This is a genomic window from Caballeronia glebae (assembly GCF_001545035.1).
Classification (GTDB): Bacteria; Pseudomonadota; Gammaproteobacteria; order Burkholderiales; family Burkholderiaceae; genus Caballeronia; species Caballeronia glebae.
Genome location: NZ_FCOJ02000043.1, coordinates 1 through 26,451, shown reverse-complemented (window position 1 = coordinate 26,451; position 26,451 = coordinate 1). Strand labels below are relative to the sequence as shown.

The following is a 26,451-nucleotide window of genomic DNA, read 5'->3' as shown; positions in this document are numbered from 1 at the left end:
CAAGCATGGCTAGTATGACAAAGTTTCGATTGTCCGCGCTTTATTGCTGCGGTTGAATCGTCGGCAGCCTTTCGCCGAACCGCATTTCCGGAGATACCCCGCCGTGCAAAGCGCCTGCATTCCCGAGTCGAAGCTGCCGAACGTCGGCACGACCATTTTCACCGTCATCGGCCAGTTGGCCGATGAGCATCACGCGCTCAACCTGTCGCAAGGCGCGCCGAACTTCGCGTGCGATCCGAAGCTCATCGAAGGCGTCGAGCGAGCCATGCGAGCAGGACATAACCAGTACTCGCCGATGTCCGGCGTGCTCGCGCTGCGCGAAGCCATCGCCGTGAAGACGCAGAAGTTATATGGCGCAACCTACGATCCGGACACGGAAGTCACCGTGGTCGCGAGCGCGAGCGAAGGCCTGTACGCGACGATCAGCGCGCTCGTGCATCCCGGCGACGAAGTCATCTACTTCGAACCGTCCTTCGATAGTTACGCGCCGATCGTGCAGTTGCAGGGCGCGAAGCCCGTCGCGATCAAGCTGTCGCCGGAGAATTTCAGCATCGACTGGGACGAGGTCGCCGCCGCGATCACGCCGCGCACGCGCATGATCCTCGTCAACACGCCGCACAACCCGACGGGCAGCGCGTTCACGTCCGCCGACATCGAGCGGCTCACGGCGCTCACGCGCGACACGAAGATCATCGTCCTGTCCGACGAAGTCTACGAGCACGTCGTGTTCGACGGCGCGCTGCATCACGGCATGGCGCGCTATCCGGCGCTGGCCGAGCGCAGCGTGATCGTGTCGTCGTTCGGCAAGTCGTATCACGTGACGGGCTGGCGCGTTGGCTACTGTCTCGCGCCCGCGGCGCTGACGGCGGAAATCCGCAAGATTCACCAGTTCATGACCTTCTCCGCCGATACGCCGATGCAAATGGCCTTCGCCGAAGCGCTCGCGGACGAATCGAGTTATCTGAATCTCGGGCCGTTTTATCAGCACAAGCGCGACTTGCTCGCCGAGTCGCTGAAAGAATCGCGCTTCGAATTGTTGCCGAGCGCGGGCAGTTTTTTCATGCTGGCGCGTTACGACGCGATTTCCGATCAGGGCGACAGCGATTTCGTGCTGCGCCTGATTCGCGAGGCGCGCGTCGCGACGATTCCGCTGTCGGCGTTCTACACCGACGGCACCGACAACCACCTGATCCGTCTTTCCTTCGCGAAGGACGACGACACGCTCGTCGAAGGCGCGCGCCGCCTTTGCTCGATCTGACGCATTTTCGACCTTTCTGGAGACCAACACGATGAAACTCAAACACGTCGCCGGCGCCCTGTTCTTCGCGTGCACCTTCGCGAGCGGCGCGGCGCTCGCCGCCGATACGCTGCGCTTCGGCCTCGAAGCGCAATATCCGCCGTTCGAATCGAAGTCGTCGACCGGCGAGTTGCAAGGGCTCGACATCGACGTCGGCAATGCCGTGTGCGCCGCCGCGAAGATGCAGTGCAAGTGGGTCGAAACGTCGTTCGACGGCCTGATCCCGGCGCTGCAGGGCCGCAAGTTCGACGCGATCAACTCGGCGATGAACGCGACCGAGCAGCGCCGTCAGGCGATCGACTTCACGACGGTCGTGTATCGCGTGCCGACGCAGCTCATCGCGAAGAAGGGCAGCGGCATCGAGCCGACGTCGGCATCGCTGAAAGGCAAGAGCGTCGGCGTGCTGCAGGGCTCGATTCAGGAGACGTTCGCGAAGGCGCACTGGGAGAACGACGGCGTGAAGGTGGTGCCGTATCAGGACCAGAACCAGGTCTACGCGGATCTGAAGTCCGGCCGTCTCGATGGGACGCTCGTGCTCGCGCCCGCAGGACAAAGCGGCTTCTTGTCGAAGCCGGACGGCGAAGGCTTCGCGTTCGTCGGCGCGCCGGTACGCGACGACAAGATTCTCGGCAGCGGCATCGCCTACGGCATCCGCAAGGGCGACGACGCGCTCAAGGCCAAGCTCAACGCGGCGATCGAGAAGGTCAAGGCGGACGGGACCATCGACAAGTACGCGAAGAAGTATCTGGGCAACATCGATATTTCGACGAAGTAAGGGACGGGCGGCGGCGTCAGCAGCTTTTTTTGAGCACAGGCACACTGGCGGCTTGACCTTCTTCGGCCGCCGCGCGTCGAGCGCGAACTTGCGGCCTCAAGCATGGGAGCTGCATGAGCACGCCGACGACGTCCAAGTCCGCCGCCGCACCGTCACGACCGCCGCCCCCGCCGCTCGAAGGCGGCAAACTCGTCCTCGCCACTTTCGCGGTGGCGCTCGCGACGTTCATGAACGTGCTGGATTCGTCGATCGCCAATGTCGCGATCCCGACGATCTCCGGCAACCTCGGCGTGTCCGTCAACGAGGGCACGTGGGTGATCACGGTGTTCGCGGCGTCGAACGCCGTTTCCATTCCGCTCACCGGCTGGCTCACGCAGCGGCTCGGGCAGGTGCGTCTGTTCGTCGGCGCAATTCTGCTGTTCGTGCTGTCGTCGTGGCTATGCGGCCTCGCGCCGAATCTGCCCGTGCTGCTGTTCGCGCGCGTGTTGCAGGGCGCTGTCGCCGGGCCGCTGATTCCGCTGTCGCAAGCGATCCTGCTCGGCTCGTATCCGAAAGAGAAGTCGTCGATGGCGCTCTCGCTCTGGGCGATGACCGCGACCGTCGGCCCGATCGCCGGTCCCGCGCTCGGCGGCTGGATCACGGATAGCTATTCGTGGTCGTGGATCTTCTACATCAACATTCCGGTCGGCATTTTCGCGGCGGGGGTGACGTGGATCATCTACCGCGAGCGTGAATCGCAGACACGCAAGGCGCCGATCGACGTGATCGGCCTTCTGCTGCTCGTCTCGTGGGTCGCGTCGCTGCAGATCATGCTCGACAAGGGCCGCGATCTCGACTGGTTCTCCTCGCCACTGATCGTCGTGCTGGGGATCGTCGCGGTCATCGCGTTTGCGTTCTTCGTCGTGTGGGAATTGACGGACCCGAATCCCGTCGTCGATTTGCGGCTTTTCGCCGGGCGCAATTTCTTCGGCGGCACGGTGGCGATCTCGGTCGCGTATGGCGTGTTCTTCGGCAACCTGGTGCTGCTGCCGCAATGGATGCAGCAATATCTGAACTACCGGTCCATCGATGCCGGGCTCGTCACCGCGCCGCTCGGCATTTTCGCCGTGATCCTCGCCCCGGTCATGGGCAAGGTGCTGCCGCGCAGCGACGCGCGCATCATCGCGACGGCCGCGTTCGTCGGCTTCGCGTTCGTGTTCTGGCTGCGCTCGAAATACGTGATCCAGATCGACACGTGGCATCTCGTGCTGCCGACGCTCCTGCAAGGCATCCCGATGGCGATGTTCTTCGTGCCGCTCACGGCGATCGTGCTGTCGGGCCTGCCGCCTTCGAAGATCCCGGCGGCGGCGGGTTTGTCGAACTTCGCGCGGGTGTTTTGCGGCGCGGTGGGGACATCGCTCGCGGGCAACGCCTGGGATAACCGCATCGCGCTGCATCACGAGCGGCTCACCGAACAGGCGAATGTCTACAATCCGGCGTTTTTGCAGTCGCTCGGGCTATCGCAATCGACGCTCGATGTCAGCGAGGCGCAGGCGCGCGGCATGTTCAACTTCACTGTGAACTCTCAAGCCGCGATGATGGGACTCAACGATATCTTTCTGATCTCGGCCGTGATCTTCATTCTGATCATTCCGCTGATCTGGATTACGAAGGTGGCGAAGGGGGGCGGCGGTGGGGCGGCGTCGGGGGCGCATTGATCTACAGCCCCTCTACTCCGGATAAAACGCCTCGGCAAGAGCCTCGGTCATCGACCACGGGCAATCTTCGGGCAGATCGTCGAGTCCGGTTTGCATTTCCTTGGCCGCTTGTTGCCGCGCATCGCCCCACATATCGCTGATCCAGTCCTCGTCGTCCAACATCGGCTTCAGACTGGGTGTTCTCTTCAAGCGCCGCCCGATTGCCGCGCGCTGGACTCGAATCGTGGTTGACCAACTCGCGCCCCGCCGCTCCTTCTGCCGTTGCCATTTCAGCAAGTGCGCGAGCAGCACCGACATCCTGCTCGCAAATTCCCTCTGTTCACTCTTGCCCACGTCCTCGATTTCCTCAGCGATATGCTCGATATCGATGGACGCAAATTTCCCCGCACGCAGCAGCGCGGCCTGTTCTTCGGCCCACGCCACCACGTCCTTCTCATAAGGCGTTCCCATCGGCTGACTCCCGTTCTCTTCCTCATTCCCGGTGTCGCCGATATTAGTTTGCATTCCTTTGTTCATCCAGATCGTCCGTTTGGCTAACGCACCTCACTTCAGCCCCAACTCCACCCTGCTTCCCGCCCCTTTGTCCTTGATGTCCTCAGCGCTCAATTTCGGCGCGACGACGAAGATTCGCTTGCTGTCGATCTTCCCGTCGAAGTACTCCTGCACCGCCTGCGCGCGACGCTGCGCCAGATCGCGCAACGTTCCTTCATCTACCGGCGCATTTTTCGTCAGCGCGGCTTTCATGTCGGCGTCGGACGTCGACTTCGTCATGCCGATGAAGTTGGTCGGCTTCTTGAAATCCGCCGACTTGTACGCCTTCGTCAGATATTTGTCGTAGTCCGCGTCCGTTATCTTGATCGCGTTCCATTCCACGTTCTCGCCGTTGCTCGACATGTCGCGCACCTTGGCGCGCTTGACCTGCTGATCGAGCCACGCAGCCCGCAACGCCGGCTCGTCCGTCTTCGGATCGACGCGTCCCGTCACGTCCACGCGCACCGACGGCTTGTCCGCCAGCGCCTTCGCGATCGTGTCGAGCTTCTTCTGCGATGCATCGTTCAAGGTCGCCGAGCCCGCATCGAATTCGATGTAGTTGAGATCCTCGCCGCTGCCGCCGCCGAACGCATGCGCGAGCAGCGTGAACGGCGCGGTCACCGCCTTCTGCACGAGATTCACGAGCGCCTGCCACACGAGCCCGCCGATCGAAAACTCCGGATTGTCCAGCGAGCCGGAAATCGGAATGTTGACGTCGATCTCGCCGCGCGAATTCTTCAGCAGCGACACCGCGAGCCGCACCGGCAGCTTCGTCGCCGTCGGATTGTCGACGTGATCGCCGAACGTCAGTTGATCGATGAACAAATGGTTGTTCGCCGTGAGCTTGTTGTCGGCGAGCATGTAATGCAGATCGACATTGAGCTTGCCCTTCGTGATCGGATAGCCCGCATACTTCGACGAATACGGCGTGAGGTTCGTCAGCTCGACGCCGTGCGCGCTGGCGGTCAGATCGAGCGCGGGTTTGTCGATGAGCGGATTGACCTGCCCCTTGATCGACACCGGCCCGTTCGCCGCGAGTTTCGCCGATACGTCGACGGGCGCGGGCGTGGTCGAATGCGTGCCGAACGCGCCGATCGTGCCGTTGATCGCGACGAGGTTCGCCGTGTAGTTCGGCTTGATGAAGTTGTCGGTGTAGGTCACGCTGCCGTCCTGCAGCACGAGTTGGCCGAAACGCATGTTGACCGGCGGCCCCGACGCCTTCTGCGCGGTTTTCACCGGCACCGCCGCACTCGCCGCGGCCGGCGCGGACGCGCCTTCTTCCTTCGTTCTGTCGCGCGTCACCGATTGCGGGCCGTTGTCGCCGGCCACCACGCTCTTCAGGTTGAGCCTGCCCTGCGCGTCGAGCAGCACGCGGCCGTAAAACTTGGCGAAGGTCACGCGCGCCGCCTCGACATCGGTGCCGCGCTCGCCGTAGTTCACCTTCACGTTGGAGAGGCCGAGCAGCTTCCAGCCGGCGAAGCGGTCGGAGCTCGCCTTGTCGAACATGCGCACGTCCGACAGCGACACATCGCCCTTGTACGACGCCGCGAGCGACTTGCCGCTGCCCGACATCGCGACGTCGCCGTTCGCGTTCAGATACGCGCTCCTCACCTCGATGTTGAGCATGTCGCCGAAATACGGCTCGAACGCGGACGCATCGACCTGTTCGCCCTTTACGTGCAGCGCGAGCTTGAGCGGCGTCACCGTGACGTTGCCGCCGATCGCGAGCGAGCCCTTGCCGTTCAACGTCAGCTTGCCGTCGACGGCGAGCGGCTTCGTCATGTCGTCGCCGAACTGCTTCACGTTCAGCGCGAGCGGCGCGACGCGCAGCTTGACCGGCCGCGCCGTCGTTTCGTCGGTGATATTGGCCGATGCATCGGCCAGCCTTATCTCGCCGATCTGATAGCGCCACGCGGGCCCGGCCGCCTGCGCCTTCCTGATCTTGTGCGCGGCCGTCTGCTCGGGCGCGGCCTCGTGCGGTCCCGCGAGCGCAGCGAGATCGATGCTGCCATCCTTGCGGCGCGTTGCGTCGAGCGCGAGGCCGCTCAACTGCACGCTGTCGAGCGCCGCGGTGCGCGCGGAGACATCCACCTTGCCGATCTTCGCCACCCCCGACGCGAGCTTGACCGGCGCGCCGCCGCCCGCGTTGGGCGCAAGCGTGAGCGCATTGAGATTCACATCGCCCGCGCCGACCTGCACGCCGCCATCCGGCTTGCTCCAGTCGACCGACACGGGCAGATTCGCGCCCAGCGTGCCGCTCGTCACGCGCGCGGCCACCAGGTTCGCGAGATACGGCTGCAACGGCGGCAGCGCGAACGCGTTCAACGCGAGCTTCGCGTCCGCAGTCTTCGCCGCGAGCGTCACCTTGCCCGATGCGTCGAGCGTGCCGCCCTTGTCGAACGCAGTCTTGAGCGTGTAATTCGCGGGCGTCTTCGCGAGCGTCGAGAAGTCGTCGAGCGTCACGGCCAGGCCCGTCAGCGCGCCCTGCACATGCGCTTTCAGCAAACGGTCGTCGAGCGCGACCGTGCCGCCGTCGATCGCGAGATGACGGATCGCCAGATCGAGCGGCGGCGCTTCCTTCTGCGCGCCGGCGCCGGCAGGCTTCTCATCTTGCGGCTTCGGCGCGGGACCGGCCAGCTTCTGCACGTTCAGTTGCCCCGCCGAATCGCGTGCGAGATGCACATCGGGATTCGACAGCGTCACTTCGTCGAAGTGATAGATACCGCGCAACGGCTCGGCGTTCGCGATCTTCACATGCAGCGCGCGGGCCGCGGCGAGCGGCGCGTCCGCCTTGTCCGTTACCGCGATCTCGGCGAGGTCGGCGGTGCCGGCGATCCGGATCGTCGGCGTGTCGCCCGAGATCGCGAAGCTCACGTTGAGGTCGGTCGAGAGCTTGCCGCTCTTCACCGCGACCGGCACCGAGGCCGGCGCGTAGGACGCCATGCGCGGCACGTCGAGGCCGTCGAGCGTGAGCGCGATCTCGGATTCGCGCGACTGCGAGAACGGTTTCGTGCGCCCCTTCACCACGAGCGGCGAGCCGTCGATGCGCGCCTGTAGCAGCGGCGTCACGAAAATATCGGTGGCGGACGGCAGCGTTGCGATGAACGGAATGCCGAGCGCGAAGCGGTCGATCACGTGCTTCGCCTTCAGAAGCCTGTCGTCGAACGTGATCTGGCCGTTTTCGACCTGAATGTTCGATACCGAGAAGCGCGCCGGCTTATCCGAAGGCGACGATGGCTTCGAGAACTTCGCGATCAGATCGGAGAAATTGAAATGCTCGCCGTCGAAACGCACGACGCTGATGCGCGGCGAATCGATTTTCAGCTCGTTGACGACCGGCGCGAGCTTGAACACGGAAGCCCACGACGTGCGCACGACGAGCCGCGACACATCGACGAAACCGGCCGACGCGCCCGGCGCCTTCGCGAGATTCGCGGGCGATTCGCCGATATGCACGTTATCGGCTTCGAGATCGAGGGTGTAGGGATTGAGCGATATGCGTCCGATGCTCACGGGCCGGTCGAGCTGCTTCGCGATCTGCTGCTCGGCGATATGCCGGATGACCGGAGGCGCGACGAAAAACCCGAGAAGGCCGATGACGAGTAACGCGATCAGCAAACCGATGAAGATGCGCCGCGTGCGCCGCGCGTGAACGACACCGCGCAGCGTTTGGCCGGCGGAGGCGAGAGAAGACTTCGTGATACTCGACATTCGATGCGCGGCGACGAGCCGCCGTCCCCGAAAAGATGATGTTCGAGTATACGACGATGCGGCTCGCAAACGTTCGCCAAAACGTGCGTCAAAAGCATGAAGGCCGCGAAAAAGTCGCAGCCTTCATGTTCGGTTCAAGCGCTTTCGCGCGCTCGACTCACTGCCGCGCGACGGACGGCGGCGCCCACGAACCGTCGCTTGCCTGCGGCTTGGGCGCGTAAAGGCGCATCGTGAGCTGGAACTCGCCTTCGGGCGCGGGAAGCCAGTTCGCGTCGCGCGCGCGTCCCGGCGACTTCGCCGAAACGATCACGTCGATGGAACCATCGCGGTTCTTCTTCAGCCGGTCGCGATCGGAAAGCGACAGGCGCGGCAGCTTCGCATCCGCGAGCGCGCCGTCCTTCGTGTAGGCGGTGAGAGTCCAGAAGCCGCGCACCGGCGGCAATTTTTCGGGCGCGAAGTGCAGCGTGTATTCGTTCGAGCCGTTGAGCGCGTGGCCTTCGCTGTCCACGTGCGTCACCGGCTTCACTTCGCCTTCCTTCGTGCTCGTCGCGGTCTGCCGGCGGGCGAGATAGGCGCGCAAGGTGTAATCCGTTCCGTAGACGCCGACGCCATCGCCGAACCAGATCCAGCCGTTCTTCGTGATCGCGTTCGGCGGGGCCGTGTCGAGCCGGTCGCGCGCATCGGCGAGACCGGAATCGAGCAGCGGCGCATCGGTCTTCTTGAACTGCACCGGCTCGCCCGGCTTCACGCCGAGATCGGCGAGCTGACTCATCGCGTGGCTGTCGTCGCTGGCGGCGGGATTGTCGTCGAGCGAGCGGGCGAGGCGCGCGAAGAACGCGTTCGCGTCGAGCGCTTCGGCCTGCGCGCCCGGCGCGATCGTCGCCAGCGCGGCGGACAACGGCGGCACGGCGGGCCGCTGCGCGCCGTTCGCGGGCCACGCGCCGGCCACGACCGGCGTGGGATCGGCGACCGAGCCTTTCGCGGGCGTCAGCGTGTCGATGCGCATCGCCGTTTGTAGCTTGCGCGCTTCGCGCACGTCGCGCGGGCCGCTCACGCGCACGCGCACCGAAAGCCACACGTAACGCGTGCGCGTTTCGACGCGCGTCGCGTTGGCGGGCAGCGTGCCCGTCCACCCCGCCGGCACGAACACGATAAGCTGCATTTTCGGATACGGCGTCGTGTCGGCGCTGGAGTAGAGCGCGTTGGTCCACGCATCGAATGCGCGGGCGTCGAGATAGCGGCCGCGCGGCGCGGCGGGCAACGTGACGATCACGGGATCGGCGGAAACATCGAGCCACGCCGTCGATTCGAGCGTGTCGACGCTCGGCCAGCCCGGCGCGCCCACAGGCGGCAGCGCGCTCGCGTGACGGAACGTGTTCAGCGGCGCCTGGCCCGGCTGCCCGGCGCGGCCGCTCGCGCGCTCACGGGCGATATCGGACGCGACGAGCGGAAAGCCGAACGTGTAGGCATCGGCGACCTGGTTTTTGACCCAGCCGGTGGTGGTCGGCTTCAACTCGGGCTGCCTGGTCGCACAGCCCGCAATGACCGCCATGCCGGCGAGACTCACGCTCATCCAGACCGCGGTGTCGAGCGGAAACGTCCAGCGTCGCTTGTTCTTCATTCGAATGGAAATCCAGTTCTTCTTTCGATTTGGGTTCTCGCGCGCATCGAATCGAAACCGATGCGCGGCACGCTCGCAAGCAGATCGACGCCGCCGCAAATCCCCGCGCGGCGCGCCACGAGCAATATCTCGAAACTCGGGTTTTAACTTATCCGCTGACGATAGGCAAGACCAAGTCAGCAAAAGCGCTCCAGCATGCCGAAGAATGCACCAGATGCCGCCTAAAAGCACTGAATGACGTCACTTTCGTCCTTCGAATGCAGTCGTTTATCAGCATTGGACGATCCCGCCGCTGGACGTCCGGCGGACAACACCGTTCATTTCACTCTTGACCTTCCAGTCGTTGGAAGGTCGATACTTCTGCTCGTGAGGGGTCTTCGCGATCCCAGCCAGACCGGAGCGTTTCAATATGTCGACAGCAGCAGCATCCGAGAATCCGCGGACGGCGGAATTGGCCGTCAGCGGCATGACGTGCGCATCGTGCGTCGCGCGCGTCGAAAAAGTGCTCAAACGCGTGCCGGGCGTCGAAAGCGTCGCGGTCAATCTCGCGACCGAGAAGGCGACCGTGCATGCGAGCGCCGCCGTCACCGACGACCAGCTCGTCGCCGCCGTTGCGAAGGCCGGCTACGAGGCCGCGCCGATCCTGCCCGACGCCCCGTCCACCGTTATCGCGCCGCCCGCGTTCGATCGCGAGCTCGCGGCGGTGCTCGCGTCCGCCGTGCTCACCGTGCCGCTGCTCGCGCCGATGTTCGGCCTCGCGCTGAACCCGTGGCTGCAACTCGCGCTCGCGAGCGTCGTGCAGTTCGGTTTCGGCGCGCGCTTTTACGTCGGCGGTTATCGGGCGGTGCGTGCGTTCGCGGGCAACATGGATCTGCTCGTCGCGCTCGGCACGTCGGCGGCGTGGGGCTTATCCGTCTATCAGATGTCCGCGCACGGCGGCATGCCGGAGCATCTGTTTTTCGAGGCGTCGGCGGTCGTCATCACGCTGGTGCGCTTCGGCAAATGGCTGGAGGCGCGCGCCAAGCGTCAGACCACCGACGCGATCCGCGCCCTCAACGCGCTGCGGCCCGACAAGGCCCGCGTGCGGGAGCGCGACGATCCCTCGCGCGAACGCGAAGTGGCGCTCGCGGACGTGCGCATCGGCGATATCGCCATCGTGCGGCCGGGCGAGCGCGTGCCCGTGGACGGCATCGTGCGCGAGGGCCGCACGCATATCGACGAATCGCTGATCACCGGCGAAAGCCTGCCCGTGGCGAAGGAACCGGGCGCGCGCACGACCGGCGGCTCGATCAACGGCGAAGGCGTGATCGCGATCGAAACCACGGCGATCGGCGCGGAAACCACGCTCGCGCGCATCATCCGGCTGGTCGAATCGGCGCAGGCGGAGAAAGCGCCGATTCAGCGGCTCGTCGATCGCGTGTCGGCGGTGTTCGTCCCGGCGATTCTGGCGATCGCGCTCGTCACACTCGCCGGCTGGCTGCTGCATGGCGCCGACGCCGAAACCGCGCTGCTCAACGCCGTCGCGGTGCTCGTGATCGCGTGTCCGTGCGCGCTCGGCCTCGCGACGCCGACCGCGATCATGGCCGGCACCGGCGTGGCGGCGCGTCAGGGCATTCTGATCAAGGACGCGCAGGCGCTCGAACAGGCGCATGCGATCAGGATCGTCGCGTTCGACAAGACCGGCACGCTGACCGTCGGCCGGCCGGGTCTCGTCGCCTTCGATGCCGCGCCCGCGCAAGACCGGAGCGAAGCGCTCGGGCTCGCCGCCGCCGTGCAGCGCATGAGCGAGCATCCGCTGGCGAAGGCCGTCGTGGCCGCCGCGAGCGACGCGCCGCGTTTCGAAGCGAGCGCGGCGCGCGCGGTCGCCGGGCGTGGCGTGGAGGCGCATGTCGGTGCGCGGCGCATCGCTATCGGCAGCGCGCGCTGGGTCGCGGAACTGGGCGCGGACGTGCCCGCGTCGCTGGCCGAACACGCGAAACGACTCGAAGCGCAAGGCAATACGATCTCGTGGCTGATGGAGGAAACGGCGGGCCGCCATTGCGTGCTCGCGCTGCTCGCATTCGGCGATACCGTCAAGCCGACCGCGCGCGCCGCCATCGAACGACTTGCGCGCATGGGCGTGAAGAGCGCGCTCGTCACCGGCGACAACGCGGGCAGCGCGCAAGCGGTCGCGCGCACGCTCGGCATTGCGCCGGAACTCGTGTTCGCGCAGACCTTGCCCGACGACAAGGCGCGCGTCGTCGCGCAACTGAAGGCGTCGAACGCAGGCATCGTGGCGATGGCCGGCGACGGCATCAACGACGCGCCCGCGCTCGCCGCCGCCGATATCGGTATCGCGATGGCGAGCGGCACCGACGTCGCCATCGAAGCGGCCGGCATCGCACTGATGCGCGGCGATCCGGCGCTCGTCGCGGACGCGATCGATATTTCGCGCCGCACGTATCGCAAGATTCAGCAGAATCTCTTCTGGGCGTTCGTCTACAACCTGATCGGCATTCCGCTCGCGGCGTTCGGCTTGCTCGATCCGATGTTCGCGGGCGCGGCGATGGCGTTCTCCAGCGTAAGCGTCGTGACCAACGCGCTGTTGCTGAGAACGTGGCGCGCTCAGGCCGGCGCCACAGCCGACGAAGCCGACGAAGCCCGCGCCGGCAAGCCGATCACGCGGCCGGCGTAACGCGCGTCCTTAAGCGCGACGGCCGGTTCCGCGGCGATGCGCGCGGCGATGTCCTCATCGAACGATGCGGACTTGGGCGCGCCGCTCGAATCGATATGCAGCATCATCTGCTCGCACGCGCAAACAGGTTCGGCCACGTCGCCCTCGAACATCTCCATATAGAGATGCACGCGCTTTTTGTCATGCGCGACGACCCGCGCCTCGACGCGCACCGCCGCGCCCTCCTTGATCTCGCGCAGATAGCTGATGTGCGCCTCCAGCGTGTAAAGCGTGCGCTGGCGCGCGCGGCGGCCCGCGTCGTCGAGCCCGATGCGGTCCATGAACGCATCGGTCGCGAGGCTGTAGATCAGCATGTAGAACGCATCGCGCAGATGGCCGTTGTAGTCGACCCATTCGGCTTTGACCGTGTCGCGATAGATCATCGTGGTTCCTTTAGTCTTCGATGCCGTGACGCGCTTTCGCCTCAGCAATCGCCTCCATCACGCTCGCGATGCAGTCGTCGCGATAACGCTCCAGTTCCTTGATGCCGCGTCCGTTCGTCTGCCGCGAGGTGCCGTCGACGACGCGGTCGATGAGTTCGTCGGTGAGCGTTGGCGCGACGAGTTTCGTCCACGGCAGTTCGAGCGCGGGGCCGAACTGCCGCATGAAGTGTCGCATGCCCGCTTCGCCGCCTGCCAGCGTGTAGGTCAGGAACGTGCCCATGAACGACCAGCGGATGCCCGCGCCGTAGCGGATCGCGTCGTCGATTTCGCCGGTCGTCGCGACGCCGTCGTTCACGAGATGCAACGCCTCGCGCCAGAGCGCTTCGAGCAACCGGTCCGCGATGAAGCCCGGCACTTCCTTTCGCACGCGCAGGGGCCGCATGCCGATGGAGGCGTAGAAGCTCATCGCCGCATCGATCGCTTCGCCCGACGTTTGCTCGCCGCCGAGCACTTCGACGAGCGGCAGCAGATACACCGGATTGAACGGATGCCCGACGACGCAGCGCGCGGGATTCACGGCGCGCGCATAGAAATCGCTCGGCAGGAGGCCGGACGTGGACGACGCGATGATCGCATCGGGCCTTGCCGCGCGGCTCACGCGCTCGTGCAGCGCGAGCTTCAGTTCCTCGCGCTCGGGCGCGCTTTCCTGGATGAAGTCGGCGTCGGCGACGCATTCTTCGACGCTCGGCACGACGCGCAGCCGATCCGGCGATGCGCCCCGCGCCAGTCCCACACGTTCGAGCGCGGGCCACGCATTCGCGACGTTTGCGCGCAGTTGAGCTTCGGCGCCGGGCGCCGGGTCCCACGCGGTGACGTCGAGTCCCGCTCCGAGCGCGCGCGCCACCCAGCCGCTGCCGATCACACCCGCGCCGAGCGCGGCGAATTGCTTCACTTGCATGTCGTCGTGTCCTTGTCAGTTCAGGCGAATTGTTCCGCGATGCGTTTTTCCAGCGGGCGTTCGCCGCGCGCCGGGAGACCGAGTTTCCTGCGGCCTTCCGCCGGCGTGAGCGCGCGCGCGCCCAGTCGCTCTATGATTTCCACCGCGCGCTGCACGAGCGCGCCGTTCGTCGCGGGCACGCCGCGATCGAGCCACAGGTTGTCTTCCAGGCCGACGCGCACGTGGCCGCCGAGGAGCATCGCTTGCGCGACCATCGGCATCTGCATGCGGCCGATGCCGAAGCCCGCCCAGTGCGCGCCGGGCGGCATGTTGTCGACCATCGCTTTCATCGTGCCGGTGTCGGGCGGCGCGCCCCACGGAATGCCCATGCAAAGCTGAAAGAGCGGCGGATTATCGAGCAGGCCTTCTTTCAGCAGTTGATTGGCGAACCACAGATGGCCCGTGTCGAAGATCTCCAGTTCGGGCTTCACGCCGAGTTCCTGAATGCGCTTCGCGCCGGCTCGCAGTTGCGCGGGCGTCGATACGTATATGTAGTCGCCGTCGCCGAAGTTGAGCGTGCCGCAGTCGAGCGTGCAGATTTCGGGCAACAGTTCTTCGACGTGCGCGAGGCGCGTCAGGCCGCCGACGAGATCGGTGCCGCGGCCAAAGCGCATCGGGTCTTCGCCCGGGCCGATTTCGAGGTCGCCGCCCATGCCCGCCGTCAGGTTGATGATCACATCGGTATCCGATGAGCGGATGCGGTCGACGACTTCCCTGTACAGCGCGGGGTCGCGGCTGCCTCTTCCCGTTTTCGGATCGCGAACGTGGCAGTGGGCAACGGTTGCGCCCGCGCGGGCCGCTTCTATCGCGGACTCTGCTATCTGCTTCGGCGTGACGGGAATTGCAGGGTGCTTGCCGGTCGTGTCGCCAGCGCCGGTTACTGCGCACGTTACTATCACTTCGTAATTCATGGCCGTTCTCTTTCCTCGATTTTGTTAGGGTTCCTTTGTTTATCTTCCGGCTAGCTTCGATTTACTTCAAATCGAAGCCCCGTCAAGCGACGCTTCAAAGCCCCAGATACTGCCGAACCGCCGGCAACCCGTCCTTGCCATCAACCGTCTTCACGCCTGCAAGCCACGCGTCCAGCACCTGCGGGTTCTGCTTGAGATAAGCCTTGGCCGCTTCCTGAGGCCGTTCCTTGTTCATGACCGGCTGCATGAGCCGGTTCTCAAGATCGGTCGTGAAACGCAAATTGGAAACAAACTTCCCTGCATTGGGACAACGCGTCAGAAAATCCGTATTGGTCAGCGTATAGACGCGCGCTTCTCCGTAGTTCGGTCCGAACACTTCATCGCCGCCAGAGAGGTAATTGATCTTCATCTGGATGTTCATCGGATGCGGCTCCCAGCCGAGAAACACCACCGGCTTCTTCTCGCGAATCGCGCGCTCGACCGTCACCAGCATGCCCGCCTCGCTCGACTGCACGAGCTTGAATCCGCCGAGCCCGAACTGGTTGGTGTCGATCATCTTCTGGATCTTCGCGTTCGCGCTGCTGCCCGGCTCGATGCCGTAGATCGTGCCGCCCAGCTCGTCGCGATGCTTCGCGATGTCCGCGAACGTCTTGATGCCCGCGTCGTACGCGTAGGTCGGCACGGCGAGCGTCGCCTTCGCGCCCGACAGATTCGGCGGCTCCAGCTTCTCGATGCTCTTGGCTTCGAGGAACGGCTCGACCGCCTTCTGCTGCACCGGCCACCAGTAGCCGAGCGACACGTCGATCTGCTTGCTCTTCAGGCCCGCGAGCGAAATCGGCACCGACGCGACCGTGGTCCGAGGCGCATATCCGAGCCCCTCGAAAACGACCGAAGCAAGCGCCGTCGTCGACGTGATGTCGGTCCAGCCGATATCGACGAAGCGCACCGTGCGGCAACTCGCGTCTTCCGCGTGCGCACGCTGAGTGAGCGCACACGCGCCGGCGAAAAGCAGTGTGGAAATCAAGCGTTGTCTCATTGCGAGCCTTCCGTTGAGGGTTGAACCGATGCGCCGGTTCGAGTGCCGGCGTGCATACAAAGTACCGCCGCATAAAAGCGCCCGAACGCCCGCGTGCGACCGCGACTTGACTGCTTGCGACCTGCCCCGTTATCCGGTTCGCGTATGTCCGTTCGCATCGACATCGCATGTCGTCGAAAGCAAATTGTAATAACCGCTTCTCGTATTCAAAAGAATCGCACGGTGGCGTAAACACGAATTGGAATGAACAGTCCGTGCGAAAGCAGTAGTTTTTCCGCTGTTAGGTAATCCGAAGCATGGCCGAGGCGCTTGTGCAAGATCAATCTTTGCCGAAACGCCACGGCCTCTGTGGTTGGTCGCACATAGCGAAGACTTAGGGCCGGGTAATGTTCCGCAAAGAGATAGCTCGTCTCGGCGGCGACTCGGCTGAAAGAAACAGAAAGCCTGATGCGAAGGGCTTTGCCGCGAAGTTTGCCGAACACACGTAGCCGTTCATTACACGTCGTCCAAAACTAAGGTGCCTGGATAATGGACCGTCAAGACGCCATCGGAGAGAGCGCGCGGCTCTATGCGCGCGAACCACTTCACCTGCCTTCCGCCGAACGGATAGCCGCATCGCGCATGACGGCCTTTGCACAGGCTTTCGAAAAGGCAGCCGGCGAACGCTTCGCCGATTATTCGGAATTGCACGCTTATTCGGTCCGCGAATATCGCCAATTCTGGAAATGCTTTCTCGAATCGGCGCACGGACTCGAATGGTCCGGCTCCGATGAACCGGTCTGCATTGGCAACGAGTGCGAAACGGCGCGGTTTTTCCCCAACGTCGAATTGAATTACGCCGAAAATCTGCTCGGCAAACGCATCGCGCCCGACGACGCGCCCGCGATCACCTCGTGTTTCGCCGATGGTCGCCGCCTGAGCTATACGCGCGGCGAATTGCGCGAGCGCGTCGTGCGTCTCGCGCAGGCGCTCGCCGAACTCGGCCTCGGGGAAGGCGATCGCGTGGTCGCGATCATGCGCAACGACTGCGACGCCATCACCGCCGCGCTCGCCGTGACCGCGCTCGGCGCGACGCTCTCGACGGCCGCGCCTGAGAACGGCGTGCAGGCGATTCTCGATCGCTTCGCCCCGCTCGATCCGAAGTTCATGTTCGCGCACACGATGCAGCGTCCGTTCGACACGGGCGGCTCGCTCTCCGGGCACGTCGCCGCGGTAGCCGCGCAACTGCCCTCGCTCACCGACATCGTCTGCCTCGACGATACCGAACTGCCGAGCACGGTGACGCAGCGCCAGCACGAACTGCGCGCGCTGGTCGCGCACGGCGACGCGATGCGTTTCGCATGGAAGCGTTTCCCGTTCAACCATCCGCTCTTCATCATGTTTTCGTCGGGCACGACCGGCAAGCCGAAATGCATCGTGCACGGCGCGGGCGGCACGCTGCTCGAACACGTGAAGGAGCATCGCCTGCATAGCGACTTCGGTCCCGGCGACAAGCTTTTCTTCCACACGAGCTGTTCGTGGATGATGTGGAACTGGCAGATGTCGGTGCTCGCGTCGGGCGTCGAGATCATTACCTACGACGGCCCCGTCGCCGCCGTCGATACGCTCTGGCGTCTCATCGCCAACGAGCGCGCGACCGTCTTCGGCACGAGTCCCGCCTATCTGAAGATGAGCGAGGACGCGGGCATCGAGCCGGGCGAACAGTTCGATCTCTCCGCGCTGCGAGCGATGATGTCCACCGGCGCCGTGCTCTACGACTCGCAGTTCGAGTGGGTCTACAAGCACGTGAAGCCGTTGCAGTTGCAATCGATTTCAGGCGGCACGGACATCATCGGCTGCTTCGTGCTGGGCAACCCGAATCTGCCCGTCTATGCGGGCGAAGCGCAATGCAGGAGCCTCGGTCTCGACGTGCAGGCGTTCGATCAGGGCGCGAGCACGATCATGCCGGGCGAGCTTGTCTGCACGAATCCGTTTCCGTCGCGGCCGCTCGGTTTCTTCGGCGACGACGACGGCTCGCGCTTTCACAAGGCGTATTTCGCGGCCAACGAAGGCGTGTGGACGCACGGCGACGTGATCGAGTTCTCGCCGCAAGGCTCCGCGCGCCTGCACGGGCGCAGCGACGGCGTGCTCAACGTGCGCGGCATCAACGTGAGTCCGGGCGAAATCTACCGCATCCTGAGCGAGATCCACGAGATCCGGAACGCGATGGTCGTCGCCCAGACCGGCGCCAACGCTGGCGACGCGGGTCAACGCATCGTGCTCCTGCTCGTGCTGCGGCCCGGCGCGCAACTGAACGCGGCGCTCGCCGCGCGCGTGCGCCGCGACCTCACGCGCCAGGGCTCCGCCGCGCTCGTGCCCGATGTGATCGTGCGGGTCGACGGCCTGCCCGTCACGCACAACAACAAGCCCTCGGAAGCGGCCGCGCGCGATGCCGTCAATGGCCTGCCCGCGCGCAACGTGTCGTCCCTCGCCAATCCGGATTGTCTCGATCAGATTCGCGAGCATCCTTCGCTCACGCGCGTGAAGCGCGAACTGCCCGCGCCCGGCGAATCGATCGGCGAGATCGAAGCGTATTTGTGCGCGCTCTGGGAGCAGCATTTCAGCTTCTCGCCGATCGGCCGCGACGACAACTTCTTCGAACTCGGCGGCCATTCGCTGCTCGCCGCTCGCATGCTCGCCGACGTGCAGCGCGCGAGCGGCCGCGCACTGCCGCTCTCGACGATGATCGTCGCGCCGACCATCGGACGCCTCGCCGCCGTGCTCGCCGCCGATCCGGACACGCGCGCCGCCGACTCCACGCTCGTGCAGATGCGCGCGGGCATCGGCCGTCCGATCTTCATGGTGCACAGCATCACCGGTTCGGTGATGGAGTGCCTGACGCTCGCGGGCATGGTGCAAAACGAGCGGCCCGTCTACGGCCTGCAGGCGCTCGGTCTCGACGGCGATGAAGCGCCGCAACAGAGCGTCGAAGAAATGGCGCGAGGTTACGTGCTGCGCATGCGCGAAGTGCAACCGAGCGGTCCGTATGCGCTCGTCGGCTATTCGTTCGGCGGTCTGATCGCGTTCGAGATCGCGCAGCAACTCGTCGCGGCGGGCGAGAAGATCGAGATGCTCTGCCTGCTCGATACCTACATCCACACGCACTGCCTGCCCTTTACGTTGTGGACGCGCTATCAGGCGGGCGTGGTCGTCGATCGTCTGCGTGAATTGCGTTCGCTCGAAGCCGGCGAGCGCATCGGCTATGTGCGCGGCAAGGCGGCGGCGATCACCGACCGCGTGCGCGTGCGCATGGGCCGCCAAACGCAGCGGCCCGCCGACGACGTGGCCGACCTGCCGCCCGTGCTCCAGCGCGTGCGCGATTCGATGAGCGTCGCGATGGCGACCTACAGGCCGCGCCGTTATGAAGGCGGCCCGATCGTCTACGTGCGCGCGACCCTGCTCGACGAATCGCGCAGCGATCCGCTGCCGGTCTGGCAGCGCGTCGCGAAGCACGGCGTGCGCGTGATGCCGGTTCTCGGCAGACACACCGATCTCGTGGTCGAGCCGCATCTCGTCGCCGTCGCCGCGACGCTCACGAACGCGCTCGCGAGCGCCTAGACCGCATCGTCTTGACGCCGCAATCCGGCCGCCCTACGGGGCGCGCCGGATTGCGCGCGTTTTTTGCGCTTGTTACCGTGGACGGCTTGCTATCGACCCGGCGTTATCGATCGTTTCCGATGTCCGCTCCCCACGATTTCCATTTCCTGTTGCTGCCCGAATTCTCGTCGATCGGATTCATGTCCGCGATCGAGCCATTGAGAGTCGCCAATCGCTTTGCGGGCGATCTGGCGGGCGAGTTGTATCGCTGGCACATTCTCAGCATCGACGGCGGCCCGGTCGCCGCGAGTAACGGCATCACGCTTAATGCCGAGAGCGCGTTCGATCAGGTGAGCGACGCGCGCACCGTGTTCGTCGTGTCCGGCTTCGAGCCGCTCTCGCGCTACACGCGCGCGATCGGCGACTGGCTGAAGCGGCTCGATCGCGCGGGCGTGACGCTCGGCGGCATCGACACCGGCAGCTTCATCCTCGCGGAAGCCGGGCTCCTCGCGGGCAAGCGCGCGACGCTGCACTGGGAAGCGGCCGCGGCGTTCGCCGAGCGTTATCCGGGCATCGCGACGAGTCAGGAACTCTTCGAGATCGACACGCGCCGCATCACGTGCGCGGGCGGCACGGCATCGATCGATCTGATGCTCGACGTGATCGCGCGCGAGCACGGCGCGGCGCTCGCGGCACAGGTGTCGGAGCAGTTCGTGCTGGGGCGCATCAGGCAGCGCTCGGATCACCAGCGCATGCAGATCGCCGCGCGCTACGGCATCCACAATCGCAAGCTGATCCAGGTAATCGAATTGATGGAGCAGCACATGGAGGAACCGCTGCCGCCGGATGCGCTCGCGGAGTTCATCGGCGTGACGCGGCGTCAGTTGGAGCGGCTCTTTTGCGCATCGCTGAAAGACACGCCGACGCATTTCTATCTCGGCCTGCGCCTCGTACGCGCACGCGAACTGCTTCAGCAGACCGACATGTCCATTCTTGCCGTATGTGTCGCGTGCGGCTTCGAATCGCCGTCGCATTTCTCGCGCACGTATCGCGCGCGCTTTAACACGAGCCCGCGGCAGGACCGCAGCGCATTGCGCGCCGTCCCGTCCGCGCGGCTCGCCGCCGCTTAGAACGAATGCCGCATGCCGACGCGCACGTCGGACTGCGTATTCGACGACGACGGCGTGAAGCTATAGCCGATCACCGCATCGATGGGACCGGACGCGCGCAGATAGTCGCCGGAGACGTACACGTCCGTGCGTTTCGAGAGCAGATAGTGCAGCCCGAGCGAGCCCTGATTCCAGTGATTGCCTTCGAAGCGCGTGTGCTGATAGCCGCCGTAGAGACTCAGGTCGGGCATGAAGCTGTATGACGCGCCGCCTTCATACACCTGCATGTGCGAAGTCTGGCCGAGTCCCTTGATGGTCGTGTACGTGAAGTTGCCCGACAGCATCAGGTTGCCGATGGTCCACGCCGCGCCCACCGCGAACGCGCCTTGCTTGTCGACGGGAAACGCGTTCGAGCTATAGAGATCGGTGACGGCGCCGGTCGTCGGATTGACGGATACGGTTGGTTGCCCGAGGAACGTGCGCGCGCCGATCATCGCGTAGGGATCGAACGCGTAGATGCCGTTCGGGTTGTTCAGTTGCGTATACGCCGCGCCGACATTGAAGGTGTTCGCCGCATAGTGCGCGCCCACGCTCCACGCGCTGTTGCGATGGAAGTCACCCGCCTGATTGCCGAACGAATACATGCCGCCGAACGTGAAGCCGCCGAAGTTGTTCGACAGGAACTTGATCGAGTTCGGCAGGCGGTCGCCGTTCATGCGGTCGAAGTCGCCCTGGTGAATCGCGTAGCCGCTCGCCCACGCCGAGATGTTGTAGAGATAGACGAACTCCTCGGTCATGTCGAGCTGATTGCCGAGCGAGACCGTGCCCCACTGGTTCTTCAGGCCGACATACGCCTGACGCCCGAACTCCGCGCCGCCGAACGCGTACTGGCCGTTGCCGAGATGGAAGCCCGATTCGAGCACGAAGACGGCCTGCAGTCCGCCGCCCAGATCTTCGACGCCACGAAAGCCGATGCGGTTGCCGTAGGAGATGCCGTCGTCGAACTTCACCACGTGCGAGCCGCCCGTGTTGCTCACCCACGTGACGCCCGCATCGAGAATGCCGTAGAGCGTCACGCTGCTTTGCGCATGCGCCGCCATCGGCACGCTCGCCGCGCCCGTTGCCAACGCGAGGCCTGCGATCTTTGCGGCATGTCCTTTTCTCATGTGCTGGTCCTTTGCTCGTCTTGATGTGTATTGCGTTGGAGTAAGCGGTGCCCCGCCTCGCGCGCGCGGCGTGAAGACATATCGCAAGCTGAGATTGCCGAAGACCGCGTTCGATCTGCTATCGGATGCGAAGAAGCGTCGCGTCGACGTTGTAAAAATAAGGTTCCATATATGTCGCGGCTCGACCCGGTGCGACGCAAATCTGCCCAGTTGCGACTACCACGGCATAAGGCTTCGCATCGACGGCGGGACGCCGACGCTTCTCACTTCACGCCGAGCGCGGTCTGAACGGCCGCAAGCCCGTTGCCGCCGCTCGCCGTGCTCACGCCGTCGAGCCACGACTTCAGCAGTTCCGGATGACGCTTCAGCGCATCCGTGGCGGCCGCATCGACGTTGGTTTTCTTCTCCAGCACCTCGGTGATCACGCCGTTTTCCAGATCGACGTTGAACGCCATCTGCCTGAAGAGCCGGCTCACGTTGGGGCATTGCTGCTCGTAGCCGCTGCGCGCCACCGTGTTCACCGTCGCGCCGCCGTAGTTCGGGCCGAAGTACTTGTCGCCGCCATCGAGATAGGCGAGCTTGAACTTCGTGTTCATCAGATGCGGCTCCCACGCGAGAAACACGATCCACTTCTTGTCGCGCACCGCGCGCTCCACTTGCGTGAGCATCGCGGTCTCGCTCGACTCGACCAGCTTCCAGTCGCCGAGGCCGAACGCCTTTTCGTCGACCATGCGCTTGATGTTCTGATTCGCCGGCGCGCCCGGCTCGATGCCGTAGATGCGGTTATCGAACTTGTCGGCGTTCTTCGCGAGGTCCGCGAACGAATGCACGCCCGCGGCCGCCACGTAGTCGGGCACGGCGAGCGTGAACTTCGCGTTGGAGAGATTCGGGCGCACCACGTCGATCGATTTCTCTTCGAAGAACGGCTTCACGAGCGGCGCCTGCGCGGGCATCCAGTTGCCGAGGAACACGTCGATCTGGCCTTTCTTCATGCCCTGATACGTGATCGGCACCGACAGGTTCGCGATGTTCTGCCGATAGCCGAGCGCCTTGAGCACGATGCCGCTCATCGCATTGGTCGCGTCGATGTCGGTCCAGCCCGGCCCCGCCATGCGCACCTGCGTGCAGGACTGCGGCTCGGCGGCCAACGCATGAGAAGCCACGCAAGCCAGCGCGGCGGCGAAGAGCGCGTGAATGAAGCCCTTTTTCATGGTGCGTTCCTGTCGTGTGTGTGGGGAATGCTGTCGATGTGTCAGTGCTCGACGGCGGGAAAGCGCGCCATCGCTTCGAGGTCGTCCAGATCGATGTGATTGCGCATGTAGCGCTGGCTCGCATCGACGTGCGGTTGCCAGTCCCATGACTGGATCGTGCCTCGGGTCGTCGCGTCGAAATGAAAATGGCGGCGTTGCTGGCTCTTCAGCACGTCGCGATGCAACGCGTCGAGATTCCAGCGGCGCGCGATCTCCGCGCGGAATTCGGCCACGCGCGCGGCGTGAGCTTCATCGCTTGCGAGATTCTCGCGCTCGAACGGATCAGCGTGTACGTCGTAAAGCTGATCGGGATCGACGCTCGTGTGAATGAACTTGAAACGGCCGCGCCGGATCATCACGATGGGCGCGATCGCGCCTTCCGCCAGATACTCGCCGATGGCTTCGTCATGTCCGCCGGTCTCGCGCAAATGCGGCACGAGACTGTGACCGTCCACGCTATCGGGCCACGACTGCGGCGCTTGCCCGCGCGCGAGTTCGACGAGCGTCGGCAGCACGTCCAGATGCGAAACCGAATCCTTCACGCGATGCGCGCGAAACTGCTTCGGCGCATGCACGATGAGCGGCACGCGGCAGCCGCCTTCGAAGAACGTCATCTTGTACCAGAGGCCGCGCTCGCCGAGCATCTCGCCATGATCCGACGTGACGACGATGATCGTATCGTCCGCGAGTCCGGTTTGTTCGAGCGCTTCGAGGATCGACGCGAACTGGTCATCGACATAGGACACCGCGCCGTAATAGGCGCGGCGCGCGTTGCGAATCTGCCGCTCCGTCGGCGGCGTGCGGTCCGCTTCGTACACATGACGCAGGCGCTTCGAATGCGGATCGCAGGCATCGAGCGAATCGCGATACGAAGGCATGTCTATGTCTTCATCGCGATACAGGTCCCAGTATTTGCGCGGAATCGCGTACGGATCGTGCGGATGCGTGAGCGACGCGACCATCATGAAAGGACGCGCGTCCTTGCCCGCGCTGCGCTCGCGCGCGATGTCGAATAGCTTTTGACGCGCCGTGAAGGTCACTTCGTCGTCGAAGTCGAGTTGATTCGTGCGCACGCACGGGCCCGCGTCGATCACGGAACTCATGTTGTGATACCAACTCGGGCGCGCATCGAAGTTCTGCCAGTCGGGCGTCCAGCCGAAATCGGCGGGATAGATATCGGTCGTGAGACGTTCCTCGAAGCCGTGCAACTGATCCGCGCCGCAAAAATGCATCTTGCCGGAGAGAATCGTGCGATAGCCTTCGGCGCGCAGATAATGCGCGAAGGTTAGCGTTTCGGACGGAAATTCGGCGGCGTTGTCGTATGCGCCGATGTTCGAAGGCAGCTTGCCCGCGAGAAGCGAGAAGCGCGACGGCGCGCACAGCGGGCTTGCACAATACGCGGATTCGAACACGACGCCTTCGCGCGCGAGCGCATCGATGCGCGGCGTCTTCGTTACGCGATTGCCGTATGCGGCGAGTGCGAAAGGCGTGAGTTGATCGGCCATCAGCACAAGGATATTTTGTTTTGTCTCAAGCATGACTGCGTGCCTCGAATAGAATCGTTGACTGATCGTTCGACGTCACTATTGCCGTTCAAATCGCGGCTGTGAAGACGGCATTTCGTTATGCGCATATAAGGGGCACTTATGTTGCGGCCAGAACGCCTGCCACCGATGCAGGCGCTGCTGATGTTCGAATCCGCCGCGCGTCTCGCGAGCTTCACGGCCGCCGCGCGCGAACTCGGCTCGACGCAACCCGCCGTGAGTCAGCGCGTCGTGCAACTGGAGGAGTCGCTCGGCGCGGCGCTGTTCGAGCGCGGGCATCGCGGCGTCACGCTGACAGATGACGGCGCGCGTCTTTTCGATGCGGTGCGTCAGGGACTCGACGTTATCCGCGCGGCGACGTCGGACATTCGCTCGCGTCACGCGCAACGCACGCTCACGCTCTCGACCGACTTCGGCTTCGCCACATACTGGCTCATGCCGCGCCTGCCGCAGTTCAAGGCGCTCATGCCCGATGTCGACGTGAAGATCATCACGTCGCAGAGCCTGCCGGGCGCATCGGGCGATCATGCCGACGTGCACATCGTGTTCGGCGACACGCATGGCGAATGGGGCGGAAAAAGCGCCGTGAATCTCTTCGCCGAGCGCGTGATGCCCGTGTGCAGCCCGGCGCTGATCGCGGACAGAAGCGAACCTGTATCGCCCGCCGATCTTCTCGGGCTACCGCTGCTGCATCTCGAACCCACGCTGCCCGAACGCTGGCTTTCATGGAGCGCGTGGTTCGAGGCGCACGGCCTCGCCGCGCCGCCGACGCAGGGCGGCTTCACGTTCAACAGCTACGCGCTCGTCGCGCACGCGGCGGTAATGGGCCAGGGCGTCGCGCTCGGCTGGGCGCCGCTCATCGACGAACTGATCGCGACGGGCCAGCTCGTCGCGCTTTGCGATGCGCCGCTCGTCACCGATCGCGGCTACGTGCTCGTCACGCCGCGCGAGCCGTCCGCCGCGGTGCGGGCGTTCAGCGAGTGGCTGCTCGACGAATGCGACGTCGCCGGCTGACGCTTTCGTACTATCGGCGCGGCGGTTCGCTTCTAGCCGGGACACGCGTGCGTTTGTTCTACTAGCGCGTACGCTCGCCGCATTTCGCGGCCGCAACCATTCGAATGTGGAGCACGCATGGCAGCCGATTCCCGCTTTGATCAACTGGTGCTTACCGTATCGTGCCCGAGCGCGGCGGGGCAGGTCGCCGCGATCGTCGGCTTTCTGGAGCGGCATCACGGCTATATCGACGAGCTCACGGTTTTCGACGACGATCTCTCGGAGCGTTTTTTCGTGCGCTGCGTGTTTCATGGCGCGCGTGCCGACGACGCGCTCGATCTCGCGATGCTCAAGCGCGAGTTCGAGCCCATCGCCGCGCGCTTCTCGATGTCCTGGGCAATGCACGATCTCGCCGTGCGGCCGAAGGTGCTGCTCATGGTGTCGAAACTGGAGCACTGTCTCGCCGATCTGCTGTTCCGCTGGCGCATGGGCGAGCTGAAGATGGATATCGTCGGCATCGGGTCGAATCACACGGATCTCGCGCATCTGGCCGAGCAGCACGGCTTGCCGTTTCATCATCTGCCGATCACCGCCGACACCAAGCCGCAGCAGGAAGCACGCGTGCTCGATCTATTCGAGACATCAGGCGCGGAGTTGATGGTGCTCGCGCGTTATATGCAGATTCTTTCGGGTGAGACGAGCCGCAAGCTCGCGGGGCGCGCGATCAATATCCATCATTCGTTTCTGCCGGGATTCAAGGGCGCGAAGCCTTATCATCAGGCGCATACGCGCGGGGTGAAGCTCATCGGCGCGACGGCGCATTTCGTCACCGACGATCTCGATGAAGGGCCGATCATCGAGCAGGAAGTCGAACGGGTCGATCATTCTTATGGGCCGGAGCGGTTGTTGGCTACCGGGCGCGATGTCGAATGTATTACGCTTGCGCGGGCCGTTAAGGCGGTCATCGAGCGGCGGGTGTTTATCAATGGAGAGCGGACGGTGGTTTTGCGTTGAGCGTTGGCGTGGTTTGCTTTCGCCGGATTTCGTGTTCGTGTGGTTGTTGACTAGCAGCCTGTTGAAATACCCTCTGCGCGAGTCATCCGGGCAGGAGGGGCAAACGTTGATTCAAGGAATCGAACGA

19 protein-coding genes are annotated in these 26,451 nt (G+C 64.5%); 8 read left to right on the top strand and 11 right to left on the bottom strand.

Annotated features, from left to right (window positions below; translation table 11 throughout):
* Nucleotides 1–103: 103 nt before the first annotated feature.
* The 3 genes from AWB82_RS25165 (at nucleotide 104) to AWB82_RS25155 (ending at nucleotide 3,769) form a co-directional block, all read left to right on the top strand.
* The gene (locus tag AWB82_RS25165) at nucleotides 104–1,258 is read left to right on the top strand and encodes a methionine aminotransferase (RefSeq protein WP_086972085.1); all 1,155 of its coding nucleotides are present in this window, start codon (nucleotides 104–106) and stop codon (nucleotides 1,256–1,258) included.
* A gap of 31 nt (nucleotides 1,259–1,289) precedes the next feature.
* On the top strand, nucleotides 1,290–2,072 hold the full coding sequence (locus AWB82_RS25160) for an ABC transporter substrate-binding protein (protein ID WP_086972084.1): 783 nt from the start codon (nucleotides 1,290–1,292) through the stop codon (nucleotides 2,070–2,072).
* 113 nt (nucleotides 2,073–2,185) lie between these two features.
* On the top strand, nucleotides 2,186–3,769 hold the full coding sequence (locus AWB82_RS25155) for a DHA2 family efflux MFS transporter permease subunit (protein WP_086972083.1): 1,584 nt from the start codon (nucleotides 2,186–2,188) through the stop codon (nucleotides 3,767–3,769).
* A 12-nt stretch (nucleotides 3,770–3,781) separates the two neighbouring features.
* On the opposite strand, the gene AWB82_RS25150 is transcribed toward AWB82_RS25155, so the two are convergent.
* From AWB82_RS25150 to AWB82_RS25140, 3 genes are all read right to left on the bottom strand, one after another.
* The gene (locus AWB82_RS25150; RefSeq protein WP_086972123.1) at nucleotides 3,782–4,219 is read right to left on the bottom strand and encodes a DUF29 domain-containing protein; all 438 of its coding nucleotides are present in this window, start codon (nucleotides 4,217–4,219) and stop codon (nucleotides 3,782–3,784) included.
* A 93-nt stretch (nucleotides 4,220–4,312) separates the two neighbouring features.
* A complete protein-coding gene (locus AWB82_RS25145) occupies nucleotides 4,313–8,011 on the bottom strand; it encodes a DUF748 domain-containing protein (protein ID WP_086972082.1) in 3,699 nt (1,232 codons plus the stop codon).
* 157 nt (nucleotides 8,012–8,168) lie between these two features.
* Nucleotides 8,169–9,632, bottom strand: coding sequence for a DUF1254 domain-containing protein (locus AWB82_RS25140; protein ID WP_086972081.1), 1,464 nt, complete (start codon nucleotides 9,630–9,632; stop codon nucleotides 8,169–8,171).
* 409 nt (nucleotides 9,633–10,041) lie between these two features.
* On the opposite strand from AWB82_RS25140, the gene AWB82_RS25135 reads away from it, so the two are divergent.
* Nucleotides 10,042–12,306, top strand: coding sequence for a heavy metal translocating P-type ATPase (locus AWB82_RS25135; protein WP_086972080.1), 2,265 nt, complete (start codon nucleotides 10,042–10,044; stop codon nucleotides 12,304–12,306).
* On the opposite strand, the gene AWB82_RS25130 is transcribed toward AWB82_RS25135, so the two are convergent.
* The 5 genes from AWB82_RS25130 to AWB82_RS37270 all read right to left on the bottom strand — a co-directional run bounded on the left by AWB82_RS25130 (nucleotide 12,237) and on the right by AWB82_RS37270 (nucleotide 16,154).
* A complete protein-coding gene (locus AWB82_RS25130) occupies nucleotides 12,237–12,728 on the bottom strand; it encodes a thioesterase family protein (protein WP_086972079.1) in 492 nt (163 codons plus the stop codon). The genes AWB82_RS25135 and AWB82_RS25130 overlap by 70 nt on opposite strands.
* Nucleotides 12,729–12,738: 10 nt before the next feature.
* Nucleotides 12,739–13,686 (bottom strand): L-carnitine dehydrogenase, encoded by a 948-nt coding sequence (locus tag AWB82_RS25125; RefSeq protein ID WP_086972078.1) that lies wholly within the window; start codon nucleotides 13,684–13,686, stop codon nucleotides 12,739–12,741.
* Nucleotides 13,687–13,706: 20 nt separating this feature from the next.
* Complete coding sequence (locus AWB82_RS25120; RefSeq protein WP_086972077.1) at nucleotides 13,707–14,636, bottom strand: BKACE family enzyme; 930 nt, start codon at nucleotides 14,634–14,636, stop codon at nucleotides 13,707–13,709.
* Nucleotides 14,637–14,730: 94 nt separating this feature from the next.
* Nucleotides 14,731–15,672: a choline ABC transporter substrate-binding protein gene (locus AWB82_RS25115; protein WP_086972076.1), complete on the bottom strand. Its 942-nt coding sequence runs from the start codon at nucleotides 15,670–15,672 to the stop codon at nucleotides 14,731–14,733.
* 206 nt (nucleotides 15,673–15,878) lie between these two features.
* Nucleotides 15,879–16,154 (bottom strand): hypothetical protein, encoded by a 276-nt coding sequence (locus AWB82_RS37270; RefSeq protein ID WP_143756840.1) that lies wholly within the window; start codon nucleotides 16,152–16,154, stop codon nucleotides 15,879–15,881.
* A gap of 46 nt (nucleotides 16,155–16,200) precedes the next feature.
* On the opposite strand from AWB82_RS37270, the gene AWB82_RS25110 reads away from it, so the two are divergent.
* Together AWB82_RS25110 and AWB82_RS25105 are read left to right on the top strand one after the other, a co-directional pair.
* Nucleotides 16,201–19,269 carry an acetoacetate--CoA ligase gene (locus AWB82_RS25110; RefSeq protein WP_086972075.1) on the top strand — a complete coding sequence of 1,023 codons (3,069 nt, stop codon included), beginning with the start codon at nucleotides 16,201–16,203 and terminating at the stop codon, nucleotides 19,267–19,269.
* Nucleotides 19,270–19,388: 119 nt separating this feature from the next.
* On the top strand, nucleotides 19,389–20,378 hold the full coding sequence (locus AWB82_RS25105; protein ID WP_086972074.1) for a GlxA family transcriptional regulator: 990 nt from the start codon (nucleotides 19,389–19,391) through the stop codon (nucleotides 20,376–20,378).
* Here AWB82_RS25105 and AWB82_RS25100 read toward each other — a convergent pair.
* The 3 genes from AWB82_RS25100 to betC all read right to left on the bottom strand — a co-directional run bounded on the left by AWB82_RS25100 (nucleotide 20,375) and on the right by betC (nucleotide 24,311).
* On the bottom strand, nucleotides 20,375–21,523 hold the full coding sequence (locus AWB82_RS25100) for a porin (protein WP_086972073.1): 1,149 nt from the start codon (nucleotides 21,521–21,523) through the stop codon (nucleotides 20,375–20,377). The two genes, AWB82_RS25105 and AWB82_RS25100, sit on opposite strands and share 4 nt — an antisense overlap.
* A 263-nt stretch (nucleotides 21,524–21,786) precedes the next feature.
* Complete coding sequence (locus AWB82_RS25095; RefSeq protein WP_086972072.1) at nucleotides 21,787–22,734, bottom strand: choline ABC transporter substrate-binding protein; 948 nt, start codon at nucleotides 22,732–22,734, stop codon at nucleotides 21,787–21,789.
* 41 nt (nucleotides 22,735–22,775) lie between these two features.
* The gene (gene betC, locus AWB82_RS25090; protein WP_086972071.1) at nucleotides 22,776–24,311 is read right to left on the bottom strand and encodes a choline-sulfatase; all 1,536 of its coding nucleotides are present in this window, start codon (nucleotides 24,309–24,311) and stop codon (nucleotides 22,776–22,778) included.
* 108 nt (nucleotides 24,312–24,419) lie between these two features.
* On the opposite strand from betC, the gene AWB82_RS25085 reads away from it, so the two are divergent.
* Entirely contained in the window at nucleotides 24,420–25,331 is a 912-nt protein-coding gene (locus AWB82_RS25085; protein ID WP_086972070.1) for a choline sulfate utilization transcriptional regulator, read from the top strand.
* Between the two features lie 117 nt (nucleotides 25,332–25,448).
* Nucleotides 25,449–26,324 (top strand): formyltetrahydrofolate deformylase, encoded by an 876-nt coding sequence (gene purU, locus AWB82_RS25080; protein ID WP_086972069.1) that lies wholly within the window; start codon nucleotides 25,449–25,451, stop codon nucleotides 26,322–26,324.
* The last annotated feature ends 127 nt before the right edge of the window (nucleotides 26,325–26,451 follow it).

Excerpts from the sequence above, each read along its gene's own strand:
- betC (WP_086972071.1), bottom strand. The coding sequence starts at position 24,311 with ATGCTTGAGACAAAACAAAATATCCTTGTGCTGATGGCCGATCAACTC.
- AWB82_RS25135 (WP_086972080.1), top strand. The coding sequence starts at position 10,042 with ATGTCGACAGCAGCAGCATCCGAGAATCCGCGGACGGCGGAATTGGCC.
- AWB82_RS25105 (WP_086972074.1), top strand. The coding sequence starts at position 19,389 with ATGTCCGCTCCCCACGATTTCCATTTCCTGTTGCTGCCCGAATTCTCG.
- AWB82_RS25095 (WP_086972072.1), bottom strand. The coding sequence starts at position 22,734 with ATGAAAAAGGGCTTCATTCACGCGCTCTTCGCCGCCGCGCTGGCTTGC.
- AWB82_RS25125 (WP_086972078.1), bottom strand. The coding sequence starts at position 13,686 with ATGCAAGTGAAGCAATTCGCCGCGCTCGGCGCGGGTGTGATCGGCAGC.
- AWB82_RS25160 (WP_086972084.1), top strand. The coding sequence starts at position 1,290 with ATGAAACTCAAACACGTCGCCGGCGCCCTGTTCTTCGCGTGCACCTTC.
- AWB82_RS25155 (WP_086972083.1), top strand. The coding sequence starts at position 2,186 with ATGAGCACGCCGACGACGTCCAAGTCCGCCGCCGCACCGTCACGACCG.
- AWB82_RS25115 (WP_086972076.1), bottom strand. The coding sequence starts at position 15,672 with ATGAGACAACGCTTGATTTCCACACTGCTTTTCGCCGGCGCGTGTGCG.
- AWB82_RS25100 (WP_086972073.1), bottom strand. The coding sequence starts at position 21,523 with ATGAGAAAAGGACATGCCGCAAAGATCGCAGGCCTCGCGTTGGCAACG.
- AWB82_RS25145 (WP_086972082.1), bottom strand. The coding sequence starts at position 8,011 with ATGTCGAGTATCACGAAGTCTTCTCTCGCCTCCGCCGGCCAAACGCTG.
- AWB82_RS25140 (WP_086972081.1), bottom strand. The coding sequence starts at position 9,632 with ATGAAGAACAAGCGACGCTGGACGTTTCCGCTCGACACCGCGGTCTGG.
- AWB82_RS25150 (WP_086972123.1), bottom strand. The coding sequence starts at position 4,219 with ATGGGAACGCCTTATGAGAAGGACGTGGTGGCGTGGGCCGAAGAACAG.
- AWB82_RS25120 (WP_086972077.1), bottom strand. The coding sequence starts at position 14,636 with ATGAATTACGAAGTGATAGTAACGTGCGCAGTAACCGGCGCTGGCGAC.
- AWB82_RS25110 (WP_086972075.1), top strand. The coding sequence starts at position 16,201 with ATGGACCGTCAAGACGCCATCGGAGAGAGCGCGCGGCTCTATGCGCGC.
- AWB82_RS25130 (WP_086972079.1), bottom strand. The coding sequence starts at position 12,728 with ATGATCTATCGCGACACGGTCAAAGCCGAATGGGTCGACTACAACGGC.
- AWB82_RS25085 (WP_086972070.1), top strand. The coding sequence starts at position 24,420 with ATGTTGCGGCCAGAACGCCTGCCACCGATGCAGGCGCTGCTGATGTTC.
- purU (WP_086972069.1), top strand. The coding sequence starts at position 25,449 with ATGGCAGCCGATTCCCGCTTTGATCAACTGGTGCTTACCGTATCGTGC.